The organism is Pleomorphomonas oryzae DSM 16300 (genome assembly GCF_000422965.1).
Lineage (GTDB): Bacteria > Pseudomonadota > Alphaproteobacteria > Rhizobiales > Pleomorphomonadaceae > Pleomorphomonas > Pleomorphomonas oryzae.
Window position 1 is genome coordinate 64,169 of record NZ_AUHB01000011.1, and the last position, 13,305, is coordinate 77,473.

Genomic DNA, 13,305 nt, shown 5'->3' on the forward strand with positions numbered 1-13,305 from the left:
TGGGAGTGTCTGCCCGAAATCGCTGGGGTGCGAACATACGGGACCTTTCAAGACGACATGAGGAACAGAAGCGTCACGGTCCGATCATCCGCCTGCGGCGACGACGGTCGAACCGTGCGGGATCGTTCGCTGTCGGTTCACTTCTTCAGGGACATGCCGACGCCCTTGCAGACGAACTGGGTCGTGAAGGCCTTGGTGTAGTCGGTGTCGGACTTGAACACCTTGATCGCCACCATGGTGTCGAAGAACTTCTTGTACTTGGCGTCGGTCATGCAGCCGATGCCCTTGTCGAGCGCTTCGCCCGATTCCAGAATGCCGTGTTCCTTCATCTTGGCGATGGAAAAGGCGATCTGCCCGTCGGTCATCTCGGGATTGTCTTTTTTGATCAAGTCATTGGCAGCCGAATTGTCGCCGTAGAGATAGGTGTACCAGCCCTCGATCGACGCATCGACGAAGCGCTGCACCAGATCGGGATTGGTTTCCACCAGCTTCGATTGGGTGGCGATCGTGGTGGAATAGGGTGCGAAGCCCTGGTCGGCCAGCAGGTAGACCTGGGGCTTGAAGCCGGCCTGACTTTCGACCGCATAAGGTTCGGACGTCAGATAGCCCTGCTGGACGGATTTCGGATCGGCGATGAAGGGCGCGGAGCTGAAGGTATAGGGCTTGTATTGCTCATCCTTGAAGCCGGTGTAGTTGGCCTTCATCCACTCGAAGAAGGTGGTGTAGCCCTCCTTGCCGAGGAAAATGGTATCGGCCTTGGCGAGGTCGGCGAAGGTATCCATGCCGACACCGGGGTGGGCCATGAGGATCTGGGGATCCTTCTGGAACATGGAGGCCACATCCATGATGGGGATGCCCTGCTCGACAGCCGATAGCTCACCCATGCTGCCGCCCATGTAGAACTCGATCTTGCCGGCAACCAGAAGCGCGCTGTTGGCGGCGTTCGGCCCACCCTGGACGATGGTCACGTCGAGGCCGTGCTTGGCATAGGTGCCGTCGGCAACCGCTTGGTAGAAGCCACCATGCTCGGCCTCAGCCAGCCAGTTGGTGCCGAAACTCACCTTGTCGGCGGCAAGCGCCCCGGACGCGGAGGCGATCAAGCCGACGGTACATAGCGTGAGGAAGCTGGTGTTGCAGCGCATTCGGAGTCGTCCCCTTTATCGCTCCTCCCCGGAAATCAGGGGGATTGAACGATACTGCACCACTTGCATCGAGCCGTGAAAAGCATCTAATTGCGCACGCTTTGATGCCTTTTTTGCACAGTTCGGTTTTCTGTTGCTGCAATAGGCATCCTGCCTAAGCATTGCGCAGGAGGTGAACATGTTGCACTCACGCAAGCTGCTTTACATCAACGAAATCGCTCGCTGCGGTTCGATCCGCAAAGCGTCGGAGCGGATGAATGTGGCCTCCTCGGCCATCAACCGGCAGATCTTGGCGCTGGAAGAGGAACTGGGCGCGCAGATTTTCGAGCGACTGCCGCGTGGCCTGAGGCTGACGGCGGTCGGCGAGCTGTGCATCGAGCACGTGCGGGAAGTTCTCAAGGATTACGACAAACTGCAGGCGCGCATCCGGAACCTCAAGACGCCGCAGATGGGCAAGGTGTCCATCGTGACGACCATCGGGCTCGCGGCCGGTCCGCTGCCGCACCTGATGGGCAAGTTCTTCGCGGAATATCCGCGCATCCGCGTTCTGCTGCGCGGCGATGGCGGCATCACCACGTCCATGCCGGTGGTCTCCGGCGAGGTCGATCTCGGCCTCGGATTCAACATTCCCGCCCTGCCCGGCATTCGCAGCCTTGCCAATTTCGACGTGCCGCTGGGGGCAGTTTTCGCCCCCGAACACCCGCTTGCCAAGCAAAGCCAGGTGAGCTTGGCCGATCTTGTCGAGGAGAAGCTGGTTCTTGCTCTGCCCGGCACCTCGCTGCGCGACGCGATCAATCTCGCCTTCTCGCCGTTGACGGTGACGGTGGAGCCACTGCTTGAAACCAACTCGACGGAGATGCTGCGGACCTTGCTGCGGCAAGGCCCCTTCGTCAGCATCCTCAACCCGTTGGACGTGCTCATGGACTGCCGAAGCGGCAATCTCGTCTATCGTCCGCTGTCGGACGCCCACATCAGGCCGCAGCCAATGAAGCTCTTGGCACGCGCCAGGGCCACACTTGACGCGGCGACCAGCATCTTCGTCGAGTTTCTGATTGCCGATCTGATTGAGATGATCCGGGAGGTTTCGGCGGGAACGGCCGGTCAACCGGTATAGAGATTGGCTAGGGGATAGCTGATGACGTCGCCGATCAATTCGACAAAGCGCTGCGCTACGTAGCGGCAATAGGCCTCGCCCTTGCCTGCATCGGCATTGGCGGCATTGCCAACCACCCCATGGGGGTTGAGATCATGGGCGACCCAGGCCAGCGCATGCGGCGGCAGCGGTTGCAGATATTTGCTCTGGGTCTTCATCCATTCGGCCCTGGACGCAAAATTCTGGGCCTTGTCCATGTGAACGAGATCCGGCCGGAAATAGAGCATCATCGACGTCTCCACGTCGCCGCCGTGGATACCAAATGCCATTTCGTGAGCGCTGAACAGGCCCTCCGGGCTACCGAACCGGCTCCATTGCGTGGCGACCGCGACCATGCCGAAGCGCACGCGCATCTCGCGGGCGACGATACTCATCAGGTCGAGGTTGCCGCCATGAGAGTTGACCATGATCAGCTTGCGGACGCCGGCTTCGGCGACCTTCTGGCCGATGGCCGTCCACATCTGAATCAAGAGTTCGGCCGGCAGCGACAATGTCCCCGGCCCGAACACATGCTCGTTGGCCTTGCCGATTTCCTGCGTCGGCAGCACGAAGACGTTGTAGTCCGCCGGCAGAAGCTCGCGCACCAAACCCAACATGCCGTTGGCTATGGCGACATCCGTGGCGATCGGCAAATGCGGCCCGTGCTGTTCGGTGGAGGCCAGCGGCAGGATCGCCACCGTCGTGTCGGGGTCGAGCCCGGCGAATTCGAGACTGGTCAGTTCGTTCCAGTAGAACCGCTGCGCCATGGCACGCCTCCTTGGGATTGAAGTTCCCTCAACAGCTAGGCAAAGACGCGGGCATGGAAAAGCATCAATTTTCGCTCCAACATGTGCCTATTTGAGAGCGCTTCGGATATCCGCCGATCAGCGCCGATCCCAGGAACCGGTTCGGGCCTTCATCGACGCATCACGGCACATGTTGCAGATCTCGGGCAATGCGAGGGGATGGCTGTGCGTCCCAGCCTTGCCCTCGCTGCCGCGCCGTCTTATTGCTGGGGCACGCGAAAACGGAGGAAACCCATGTCGTTCCTGAAAAAACTGTTCGGCCTCGGTGACAGCGCCCCGGCGGCGGAAAAACCGGCCGAGACGCAGGAGTACAAGGGCTTCAAGATTGCCGCGACGCCGTTCAAGGACGGCGGCCAGTGGCAGCTCTGCGGCGTGGTCAGCCTCGAGGAGGATGGCGTCGTGCGCGAGCACCGTTTCATCCGCGCCGACAAGTTCTCCGACGCCGACACGGCCAAGGAAATGGCCTTCGAGAAGGGCCGGCTGATCGTCGATCAACTCGGCAAGTCGGTCTTCAATTAACGCTTCGGTGGCTCCACCGCCTCCGCCTTCATGCGCAGGCGATGGCGCTGGGCCTTGACGCGGTTGCCGCAGGAATCCATGGCGCACCAGCGGCGCTTCTGCGAGCGGCTGGTGTCGAGGAAGACGCCGCCGCAGGGATCGGCCTCGCACATGCGCAGCGTGCCGGCGTGCGGCAGGGCCAGGAAGGCTCCGATGGCGAGCGCCGTCCGGGCGAGCGACAAGGCCATGTCGGCGCCTGCCAGCGTGTCGGCCGGCAGGCCGGCAATCGCCAGGGGCGCGCCGAGCGCCTTGGTGACCAGATGCCGCACCGCGTCGAGCGGCTGGCTGAGGTCGGTCGGCAGCTCCGTGCGCGTCGCCTCAGCGAGATAGATCTTCCAGATATCCCTGAGCCTGACGGCGGCCGAGAACACGTCGGCCGCCTGAAGCGGCATGATGGCTTCGGCGTCCCGAAGGCGGTCGTGTTCGGCCCGGGACAGCAGCCCGGCGACGACCGCCCAGTCGATCAAGGCCCTGTAGCCGGTGAGAAAGTCGATCTCCCGGCCATCGCGCCAGTGGCGGGTGTTGGCGAAATCGAGCGCCGCGTCGCCGCCCAGCATCCTGAGCCGCCCCAATTCGGAGAAATAGGCCGGCACCTCGTCCATTGATCGATCTTGCTTCATCGTGTAACCTCTTATGGGGTTACTTAAGTGTGTCGTTGCGTCTTTCAAAGTGTTCAGCCCACCATAGCGAGGGGAACCATGCGACGCATTCAATTGTTTCCGCCAGCTTTTGCGCTTCTGGCCGTGCTCGCCGGACCGGCCGCCGGTTTCGAGCCGAGCGACATCTACACGTCCCAGGTGGTGGTGAGCGGGCAGGGCGAGGCCAACCGCATCACCGGCTTCGGCGTCTGCCTCGAACGGGTGCTGACGCGTGTTACCGGCGACGTCGAGCTGGCCGGCAAGCCGGCCGCCAAGGTGGCGAGGGCCAAGGCGGCTGATTTCGTCGCCGCCTATTCCTACCGCGATCGGCTGGAGGGACGGCCTGTTCACGACGAGCAGGGCACCTACGACCGGCCGCACAACCTCACCTGCCGCTTCAAGACCGCGCCGCTCGACAAGCTGATCACTGAACTCGGCGGCAAGCCCTGGCTGATGCGCCGACCGGTGATCGCCGTGTTCCTCGATGTGGAGAAGCCGGCCGCCCACTATACGGTGGCCGCCAACAACGCCCGCGATCTCGCCATGCGCCAGTCGTTCGGCAACGCGTCCAACCTGATCGCCCTCGACGTGGTGTTCCCGCCGGAGACGGCGGCGCTCAACCTCAGCGCTGCGGAGCTCGATCCGGCGTCGCCGGAGCTGAAGCAGGCGGCCGAGGCGGCGGGCGGCGATCTGCCGCTGGTCGGCCGGCTCAGCTGGAGCGATGCCGATCATGGCTGGGTGGTTAACTGGGCGCTGGAGCAAGGCGGCGCCGTTCATCGCTGGTCGGTGCGCGGCGTCAGCTTCGACGATGCGTTCCGGACGGCGCTGTGGGGCGCGGCGCGGCTGCTGTCGGAGAGCGGCGAACCCACGACGAATCCTCAATAAGCAGCAGTTGCATAGGCCCGGTGGTTGGCCTAAGACCCGGATTATTGCTTATTATTCTGCCCGGGAACCACCGCATCATGTCGGACGAGCCGCACGGCGAACTCACCATCCGCACCATCGCCATGCCCGCCGATACCAACGCCAACGGCGACATTTTCGGCGGCTGGCTGATGAGCCAGATGGACTCGGCCGGCGGCATGGCGGCGGTGCAGCGCTGCGGCGGCCGGGTGGTGACGGTGGCGGTCAACGCCATGGTGTTCCACCGGCCGGTGAAGGTGGGCGACATTCTCTGCGTCTACACCGACATCTTCCGCGTCGGCCGCAGCTCCATGCATATCCGCATCGAGGTCTGGGTGCGCCGGTTCATCACCGACAAGCACGAGAGGGTGACCGAGGGCGAGTTCACCTATGTGGCGATCGACGAAAACGGCCGTTCCCGGCCGGTCGATCCGGTCTGCTGATAGCGAATCGGCGGCCTTTGGGGCCGGCTAAGCCCCGCGGATTTTTCGTGTGCCCCTATGGCATGCAAAATCCGCGAATGGAATCGACGCGCCGAAAGGCGCGCCGATCTCTGCGTTGCGTCGGAGATGCCGTGATTACTTGGCAGCCGGCTCGATTTCCCAGGTGATGTTGACGGTGGCGCGGATGTCCTGCTCGCCGGCGGAGAGCGGCACCGAGTCCGACTGCGGGGCGGCCTTGGCCATCATCATCGGCATCGGCGGGTTCGCCTCACCGCCCTCGGAGATGGCGAGGATGCGCTTCAGCGTGAAGCCGCCCGTCTTGGCGTAGAGGTCGGCGCGGGTCTCCAGCTTCTTGATGGCGGCGACGCGCGCCGCATCCATCAGGCTGTCCTGGTCATCGACGGTGAAGCTGATGCCGCGCACGTCGTTGGCGCCGACGCGGATCACCTTGTCGAGCAGGCCGCCGGCTTGGGCGATGCCGTGCAGCTTGACGGTGACGGCGTTGGAGACGCGGTAGCCGGTGATCTTCGGCGGCGCCTGCGTGCCGTCGGCCTTCTGCGGCGGATAGCTCATCACCGGGTCGATGGTGAAGGAGGAGGTGGCGATGTCCTTGTCGGCGACGCCGGCATCCTTGAGGGCCGCCAGCGCCTTCTGCATCGCCGCGTTGTTGGCGCTGAGCGCCGCGTCGGCCGTCTCCGATTCCTTGACGACGCCGATCGACACGATGGCCATGTCGGGGGCCACGCTGACGATGCCGTCGCCCGACAGCGTCAGCGTGGCCGTTGCCGGGGTCGTGTCGGCGGCGAAGGCGGCGGCGGGCAGCAGCGCCAGGCCGGCGGCGACCAGGAGCGGGCGGGAAAAGGCGATCATCGTCAGTCTCTCCGTCACGTGTTTTCGGGGCCAGCCCCGAGAGCAATCTCAATCGGGGAAAACCCCGATGGGCGCCGACCATCGCCCGGCATTGAGGCGGATTCGTGAGACCCTGCCAAGAATAATGATGTGCGGATTGGACTTTAGCCGATCCGCGCCTGCCGCGTGGCGGCGTCGGCGAGCGTATTGTACTGGCCGTCGACGAGGCGAAGAATTTCTCGCTCGACCATGTCGGCCAGCGTGCCGTCCGGGTCGCGGTTCCTGAGGCGCGCCACGTCGAAATCATGGCCGGGGCCGCCGAACTCCGAGCGATAGGCGACGGCGGCGATCTCCCAGTCGTCGCCGTCGTGTTCCAGGGTCACCACGCAGTCGATGCCGCCGATGAGTACGCCGGCCCGGCCGATCAGTTCGACATGGGTGGGCACGTCGACGGCCTCGCCCTCAAGGTTGGGGCCTTCGAAGCGATCGGGATAGGCGGCAAGGCGATTGGCCCAGATGGCATCGGTATTGAGCAAGACGGTCTCCATGGAGCCGGACCTTCGTGCCGATGGGCAGGAAGGTGGGCGTATGGAGCAATGATGGGCTGGGACGGGTTTATTTCATCGAATGAAAATGGTTTATTGCCCACTATTGGGCGCCGCTAGTGGGCTCTTCGAGCGCTGCGTGAGCAGCTGCAAGACGCTATATCGGCGTTGTGCTTTATCCTGCCCGAGGTCCTTCGCCTGCGCGAAGGATGACAGAATTATATAAGGATGCCAATCGGTTGACCGCTCGGGCGGCTTCCATCAAGCTGTCATCCTTCGCGCAGGCGAAGGACCGGGACGAGAAGGCGCAACGGTTCCTATAGAGCTCCGAACCCGGATGTGGCCTACATCCGCGACCACTTGCCGATCACCAGCCCAATCACGCGGACCAGTTCGGCCGGGCGGCGCTTGGGGGGCACGGCGATGTTTTCGGAGATGATGTCGACGGTGCGCGGGTTGTCGTCGTGGTTGAGGCGCAGGCGCTTCACCGAGGGGCCGTCGCCCTCGTCGATCACGTAAATTTCGGCGTCCTTGATGTCGCTCACCGCCGTGTCGACGGCGACCACATCGGACGGGTTGAGGATCGGCTGCATCGATGTGCCGATCACCGGAATGAAGATGACGCGGGCCGGATTGGCGCCCAGATGGGCGCGCGGCACCACCCATTCGCCGGTGACGAGGTGCCCCGACTGGATGCCGCCGGAGCGCAGCGTCAGCACCTGGCCGGACGAGCCGTCGCCGGCGCCGGCCCGCGCATCCACCTCGGCCGAACCACCGGGCAGGCGGGCCTGCCAGCCTTCCGTCCAGCCGTTGTCGTTATCTTCGTCGAAGGGGATGTGTTCGGGCTCCCCCTCGTGCGTGACGAGGTCGGGTTCGCTGAGGATCTCGTTCATGCGGACGCCCAGCACCTCGGCCAGGACGCGCGCCTTCTCGACGCCCGGCTCGCGGCCGCGCTTCAGGATATCGCGCACATAGGTTTCGCCGAGCCCGGCTTTGAGCGACAGGGACTTCATGTTGAAACCCTTTTCGCGCATCAGGCGTTCGAGACGTGATTTCCATGTCTGTTCCATACTTGGGATTATGCCCATTGTTTAGGGACCCGTCAACGGGTTTTTGCCCATTGACATGATGGAATTTTGCCCATTACAATCTATGCATGAACCCGATAACCGAACTTCTCTCCCGCATTGAGTGCTACTGCGCAGCGCGCGGCATCAGCGAGAGCACCTTTGGCCTCTATGTGGTCAACGACGGCAAGTTCGTGGCGCGGGTCAGGGCCGGTGGCTCGATGACGCTCAAGACCTTCGAGCGCGTCGAGGCGGCCCTCGCGTCCGATCCCGGCGGGCAGCCTCCCGGCCCGCCGGGCACCTCATGAGACCGCCCGGAGATTCTACTCCAGCGGCTGTCTAGCGCGCCTCACTGGAAGCGAATTTCGAAAGCGGTCCCTAACGAATAGCCGGCCCGGCTGATCGGGCGGTTCCAACCAACAGAATTCGACGGCCGACGGGCTCGTCGTGGGGCGGGGGAGGCATGCGTCTCCAACGGCGCACCTCCCCCATGCTCCCTTTTCAGAGGACCAGGAGATTCCGATGGCAACGCTCGATCGGCAGCTTCGCAACGACGCGGCTCCCGGCCTGCTTCCCAAGGGGGATTATCAGGCGGAGGTGGTGGAGAGCGTCATCGTTCCCACCGCCTCGGGCAGCGGCGAGATACTGAAGCTGACCTTCGAGGTGATCGCCGGCGATTTCCGGCGTCGGCGCGTCGTCGAGTGGCTCAACATCGTCAACGACCACGCCACGGCGCAGCGCATTGCCCAGGACAGGCTGGCCCGCCTCTGCGTCGCCGCCGGCCTTGCCGGCATCGCCGACAGCGAAGAGCTGCATGGCATTGCCGTGGTCATCCGCGTCGATATCCGACCAGGAAGCAGCGGTTACGGCGACCAGAACATCATCAAGGACTATCGAGCGCTGGCGGCCGTCAAGCCGCCGTCGCGCCGACCGGCGGTGACCGGCGGCCGTCCTTGGGATCCCTGAGTCCTCCTCAAGTTCCCCTTTGACAAGTCCGATCCACCCCACATCGCACGGAGGCGTGACGATGACCGCCGAACCCATGCCTGACGACAAGACCCTGATCGCGCTGAAAGCCGCCGCCGGCGTGCTCGAAGCCATCCGTCCTTATTGCCTTCTGGAACTTTCGACCAAATACAGCGTATCGCACGACGGCCACCGCCTCGGCGCCTTTACCATCGACGAGGCGCTGGACATGGCAGACGCGGCGCTCACCCCGGAGAGCCGGCGATGAACCACCCGCTGCGTGGCACCTTCGTGGGCAATTCCATCGTTCGCCTCGCTGACGAGGGCGTGCCGATCGGCGCGCTGAGCCGCACCTTCAAGATCCCCTATGACAGCGCCCACGGCATCGTGCGGCAGGCGATCGAGGATGGGATCATCGTCGACATGCCCCAGGCCGACTGGCCGGCCGGCTCGCGGCTGCGCAAACCGACCACCGCGCTGATCCGCCTCGAAGAGCGGCCGGACTTTCTGATGACCTGCAAGACGCTGTTCGGCCTCACCCCGGCGGAAAGCCGGCTGCTGCAATGCCTCATGCAGGCGCGCGCCTGCACCAAGCCGCATCTTCACGCGGTGGTGGCGCCGGAGGCCGAGCCGAAGATCATCGATGTGTTCGTCTGCAAGATCCGCGCAAAGCTCCGGAAATTCCATGTGAGCATCGAGACCATCTGGGGCCAGGGCTATGCCATGTCGGAGGACAGCAAGCGCCAGTTGATGTCGCGGATCGGCGGCGCTTGCCAATGAGGGACCGACGGGAGGCGTCAGGGCCAGCGGATCATCGGATAGGCGGCCCGCACATCGGCGATGGCGCGCCGAATGGCGATCTCCCGATGGCCGCCGCTGAGGCCGGGGTCGGTGGGGGCCGCGCGGAAGGCGAGGTCCCAGTTGGCCTTGGTGTCCGCATCCTCGGGGAGCGGGATGAACTCGAAATGCACGATGCCGATCGGGCCATGCATGGCGGCGGCCAGCTCCTGCACACGGGCGATCGCCTGCCGGGGCGTGATTGTCTGCCAGCTGTCGGCGTTGGCGCGGGTTTGAAAGTTGTCCATCACAAGAGTGTCCTTGGTTGGACGAGGAAGCGAACGATGCCGTGGTCGGGGTCTGTTGCCGCGATTCTCACGCCGAGCCTTATGCCCTCGTGGTTCAGATTGAGGCGCCCGGAGGCGCCGATCATCAAAGTCAGATCTTCTTCGAGACTGGCCTTGCCTTCAACGATCAGACTGCCGTCGCTGCGAAACCAGGCGCTGGTTCGGAAAGCGAGCGGAATGGGACAGCGCCCCTCGAGTTCGAGGCGGACGCTTCTGATTGACATGCCTGGTACAATCAGTGGTCGTTCTCCCTTCAACGATGCAGAGTGCGCGGCGGCGGGAACGACATCTAGAAAGCCGGCAAATGACGGCCTTTCTCACGACAGGTTAAGAATGTCTTATTTGTTCCCAAAAGGGAAGCGCAATTTTTGGTGGTTGCCACTCACCTTTTGGCGGATGGCGGCATGAGACCTCCCGCCTCGCGTCATTTTGCCACGTGCGGCATCTGCCAGCGGCGGGCCGACGGCATCGGCTATGCGCCGGAGGGACGGATGCCGGCGGTCTGGGTCTGCAACGAATGCGGCCCCGAGCGAGCCCGGCAGGCCACGCGCCTTCGCGCCTTCGATGCTGTTGAAAGGCAAGCCTTTCGCATCGCGGCGCGGCGGGCCGGCGAGTTTCTCGACACCATCGGCAAGACCGATTTCGCCCTGCTGACGCGGGAGGAATACGAGGGCTTTCTCGGAGCCTTCCAGGCGCATTTCGTGACGGAGATCCGCCGGCTGGTCGAGGGCGAGGCGATCGGCTGATCATGACGCGGCTGTCGACGCCCTTTGCCATCGCCGACCTGCCGCCGGCCCCCAACCGGGCGCTGGCGCTCGACCTGGCGCGGGCGGGCCTTTCCGTGTTCCCGGTGCGCGGCGCCGGGCCGGATGCCAAGAAGCCGTGCCCCTCGGTGCGTTGGGGTGAGGACGCCACCACCGATGTCAAGGCGATCGACGGCTGGTGGCGGCGCTGGCCGGATGCCATGCCGGCCATCCACTTGGGACGCTCCGGCCTTCTGGTGGTGGATCTCGACCGGCACGATGGCGGCGAGGACGGCATCAAGGCGTGGGACGAGGTCAACCGGGGCGTCGAGGCGCCGGCCGTCGATACGCCGTCGGGCGGCCGCCACATCTATTTCCGCCAGCCGGAGGGCCGCGCCCATGGCAACCGCGAGGGGCTGCTCAAGGGGCGCGGCATCAACATTCGCGGGCTGGGCGGTTATGTGGTGGCGCCCGGCGCGCTGCGCGCCGACGGCGAGGGCGCCTATCAGCCGGTGCCCGCCGGGGCGCTGATGGCGGCGCCCGCCGTGCCCGACTGGCTCTACGCGCTGATCGATCCCCCTCCGGCCTCTTGGTCGGAGGTAGCGCCAAGGCTGGAGCCGAGGCAACAGCCCTACGCGGCAGCCCCGTCATCGCCCCCAGACGCTCGGCTGCGCCGCTATGCCGACAAGGCCATCGCGGCGGAGATCGACGCCCTCGGCGCCGCCGGCAAGGGCGGCCGCAACAACCAGCTCAACCGCAGCGCCTTCGCCCTGGGGCAGATGGTGGGCGCCGGCTGGATCACGGAAGGGGCGGCCATCGCGCAGCTGAGCTCGGCGGCCGAAGCTTGCGGCCTTGCCGCCGATGACGGCCTGCCGGCCTGCCTTGCGACGATCCGCAGCGGCCTCAGGAAAGGCCGGACGATGCCGCGCGAGGCGCCGCGCGACAGCCGGCCCGAACCGCCGCGCGCGCCCAGTGGCCCGCGCCGCCTGGTCAAGGAAGGCAGTGGCGCGGTGGTCGACCAGGAGACCGGCGAGGTGGTGCATGAGGGCAAGCGCGCCCGCGCCGCCGTGGAATTTCCCGACGCGCTGACCCATGTGCCCGGCCTCGTCGGCGACATCACCGACTGGATCTGCGCCACCGCCCGCCGGCCCAACCGTGTCCTAGCGCTCGGCGCGGCGCTGACGCTGGTGGGCACCGCCATGGGGCGCTTCTGGGCCGGGCCGACGCTGAGCTCCACCGTGCTCTACATGCTGGCGCTGGCGCCCTCAGGCGTCGGCAAGGACCACGCGCTGCAGCAGATCAAGCGGCTGCTCGCGGCCGCCAAGATGACCCGCACCATCGGGCCGGACGAGTTCATCTCCATGCCGGCCGTCATCCACTTCATCGAGCGCGAGCCGCTATCGCTCTGCCCGATGGACGAGTTCGGCGCCTTCCTCAAACGCATCAACGCCAAGCGCGCCTCCGGTTTCGAGCGCGGCATCTCCAAGATCATGCGCTCGGTGTGGGGCACCAACTTCGGCCTGATGACCACGCCGGAATGGGCGGCGACGCCGGCCCGCACCATCCGGGCGCCGGCGCTGTCCATCTACGGCGCCTCGACGCCGGAGGATTTCTTCGAGGCGCTGGACGGGGGCGACGTTTCCAACGGCTTCCTCAACCGCTTCACCCTGCTCACCGTGGCGAGCCGCACCGAGGATCGCGAGCCGAAAGAGCCGCCGCTGGTGGTGCCCGAGAAGCTGTCGGGCAGCCTCAGGCGCCTGTTCGGCGGCGGCAACCCGCTGGTGGTCGCCTCCAAGCTGCACGAGACCGACATCGAAATCGAACCCTTCGTCATCCCCTGGGGTCCGGGCGCCGAGGCTGTTTACACCGACTTCCAGCGCGAGATCCTCGCCTGGCAGGACCGCGACGCCGACGCCGAGAACTTCATCGGCCGCGCTGCCGAAATGGCCGTGCGCATGGCCACCATCTGCGCCGGCGGCCGCGACCCGGTGATGCCCAGGATCAGCGAGGCCGACATGCAATGGGGCCGCGCCGTCGCGCTCTGGTCGGCCCGCACCCTCTACCGCATGGGCCGCCTCTACATCTCCGAAACCGACTTCCAGGCCGAGGCGAACAGGGTGCTACGCATCATCGACAAGGAGGGAGGGGAGATCAGTCAGGAGACGCTGAGGGCGCGGATGAAGAACAGGCTGAGGGCGAGGGAGCTGAGGGAGGTGATCGAGACGCTGGAGGATACGGGGGCGATCGTCAGGGAGAGCGTGGCGACGGAGGGCGGCGGGCCTAGGAAGACGCTGTATTTTTTGAGGTAAGGATATTTGTCGGTGCTTTATCGATGGGACGCACGGAGCTGTGAGATATTGCCGCCAACCGGGTTGCGACGTACAACGAA

18 protein-coding genes are annotated in these 13,305 nt (G+C 65.0%); 10 read left to right on the forward strand and 8 right to left on the reverse strand.

Features of this window, described 5'->3' with window-relative positions; genetic code table 11:
- Positions 1–137: 137 nt before the first annotated feature.
- Positions 138–1,142, reverse strand: a complete 1,005-nt coding sequence (locus G522_RS0117670) for an ABC transporter substrate-binding protein (RefSeq protein ID WP_026792186.1) — start codon at positions 1,140–1,142, stop codon at positions 138–140.
- Between the two features lie 178 nt (positions 1,143–1,320).
- On the opposite strand from G522_RS0117670, the gene G522_RS27430 reads away from it, so the two are divergent.
- Positions 1,321–2,256, forward strand: coding sequence for a LysR family transcriptional regulator (locus G522_RS27430; protein ID WP_036839877.1), 936 nt, complete (start codon positions 1,321–1,323; stop codon positions 2,254–2,256).
- On the opposite strand, the gene G522_RS0117680 is transcribed toward G522_RS27430, so the two are convergent.
- Entirely contained in the window at positions 2,244–3,041 is a 798-nt protein-coding gene (locus tag G522_RS0117680) for a creatininase family protein (RefSeq protein ID WP_026792187.1), read from the reverse strand. The genes G522_RS27430 and G522_RS0117680 overlap by 13 nt on opposite strands.
- A 273-nt stretch (positions 3,042–3,314) precedes the next feature.
- On the opposite strand from G522_RS0117680, the gene G522_RS0117685 reads away from it, so the two are divergent.
- On the forward strand, positions 3,315–3,599 hold the full coding sequence (locus tag G522_RS0117685) for an HlyU family transcriptional regulator (RefSeq protein ID WP_026792188.1): 285 nt from the start codon (positions 3,315–3,317) through the stop codon (positions 3,597–3,599).
- Here G522_RS0117685 and G522_RS27435 read toward each other — a convergent pair.
- Entirely contained in the window at positions 3,596–4,258 is a 663-nt protein-coding gene (locus G522_RS27435; RefSeq protein WP_084633259.1) for a CGNR zinc finger domain-containing protein, read from the reverse strand. The genes G522_RS0117685 and G522_RS27435 overlap by 4 nt on opposite strands.
- Before the next feature lie 78 nt (positions 4,259–4,336).
- Between G522_RS27435 and G522_RS0117695 the strand changes: the two genes are divergently transcribed.
- Positions 4,337–5,161, forward strand: coding sequence for a DUF2066 domain-containing protein (locus tag G522_RS0117695; RefSeq protein WP_036839879.1), 825 nt, complete (start codon positions 4,337–4,339; stop codon positions 5,159–5,161).
- 77 nt (positions 5,162–5,238) lie between these two features.
- Positions 5,239–5,622 (forward strand): acyl-CoA thioesterase, encoded by a 384-nt coding sequence (locus tag G522_RS0117700; protein ID WP_026792190.1) that lies wholly within the window; start codon positions 5,239–5,241, stop codon positions 5,620–5,622.
- Between the two features lie 135 nt (positions 5,623–5,757).
- Here G522_RS0117700 and G522_RS0117705 read toward each other — a convergent pair whose 3' ends face one another.
- The 3 genes from G522_RS0117705 to G522_RS0117715 form a co-directional block, all read right to left on the reverse strand.
- Positions 5,758–6,492: an SIMPL domain-containing protein gene (locus G522_RS0117705; RefSeq protein ID WP_026792191.1), complete on the reverse strand. Its 735-nt coding sequence runs from the start codon at positions 6,490–6,492 to the stop codon at positions 5,758–5,760.
- A gap of 143 nt (positions 6,493–6,635) precedes the next feature.
- Entirely contained in the window at positions 6,636–7,019 is a 384-nt protein-coding gene (locus G522_RS0117710; protein WP_026792192.1) for a hypothetical protein, read from the reverse strand.
- A 341-nt stretch (positions 7,020–7,360) separates the two neighbouring features.
- A complete protein-coding gene (locus tag G522_RS0117715; RefSeq protein ID WP_026792193.1) occupies positions 7,361–8,050 on the reverse strand; it encodes a LexA family transcriptional regulator in 690 nt (229 codons plus the stop codon).
- 122 nt (positions 8,051–8,172) lie between these two features.
- Between G522_RS0117715 and G522_RS0117720 the strand changes: the two genes are divergently transcribed.
- The 4 genes from G522_RS0117720 to G522_RS29125 all read left to right on the forward strand — a co-directional run bounded on the left by G522_RS0117720 (position 8,173) and on the right by G522_RS29125 (position 9,829).
- Entirely contained in the window at positions 8,173–8,391 is a 219-nt protein-coding gene (locus G522_RS0117720) for a hypothetical protein (protein WP_026792194.1), read from the forward strand.
- Between the two features lie 214 nt (positions 8,392–8,605).
- Positions 8,606–9,049 carry a DUF669 domain-containing protein gene (locus G522_RS29120; RefSeq protein WP_051228763.1) on the forward strand — a complete coding sequence of 148 codons (444 nt, stop codon included), beginning with the start codon at positions 8,606–8,608 and terminating at the stop codon, positions 9,047–9,049.
- 61 nt (positions 9,050–9,110) lie between these two features.
- Positions 9,111–9,317, forward strand: coding sequence for a hypothetical protein (locus tag G522_RS0117735; protein WP_026792196.1), 207 nt, complete (start codon positions 9,111–9,113; stop codon positions 9,315–9,317).
- Positions 9,314–9,829 carry a helix-turn-helix domain-containing protein gene (locus tag G522_RS29125; protein ID WP_051228765.1) on the forward strand — a complete coding sequence of 172 codons (516 nt, stop codon included), beginning with the start codon at positions 9,314–9,316 and terminating at the stop codon, positions 9,827–9,829. The genes G522_RS0117735 and G522_RS29125 overlap by 4 nt, the downstream gene beginning before the upstream one ends.
- Positions 9,830–9,846: 17 nt before the next feature.
- Here G522_RS29125 and G522_RS0117745 read toward each other — a convergent pair whose 3' ends face one another.
- Together G522_RS0117745 and G522_RS0117750 are read right to left on the reverse strand one after the other, a co-directional pair.
- On the reverse strand, positions 9,847–10,134 hold the full coding sequence (locus G522_RS0117745; protein WP_026792197.1) for a hypothetical protein: 288 nt from the start codon (positions 10,132–10,134) through the stop codon (positions 9,847–9,849).
- Entirely contained in the window at positions 10,134–10,397 is a 264-nt protein-coding gene (locus tag G522_RS0117750; protein WP_026792198.1) for a hypothetical protein, read from the reverse strand. Before G522_RS0117750 ends, G522_RS0117745 begins: the two co-directional genes overlap by 1 nt.
- A 180-nt stretch (positions 10,398–10,577) precedes the next feature.
- Between G522_RS0117750 and G522_RS0117755 the strand changes: the two genes are divergently transcribed.
- Together G522_RS0117755 and G522_RS29130 are read left to right on the forward strand one after the other, a co-directional pair.
- Positions 10,578–10,919 carry a hypothetical protein gene (locus G522_RS0117755; protein WP_026792199.1) on the forward strand — a complete coding sequence of 114 codons (342 nt, stop codon included), beginning with the start codon at positions 10,578–10,580 and terminating at the stop codon, positions 10,917–10,919.
- Positions 10,920–10,921: 2 nt separating this feature from the next.
- A complete protein-coding gene (locus tag G522_RS29130) occupies positions 10,922–13,225 on the forward strand; it encodes a bifunctional DNA primase/polymerase (protein WP_051228767.1) in 2,304 nt (767 codons plus the stop codon).
- The last annotated feature ends 80 nt before the right edge of the window (positions 13,226–13,305 follow it).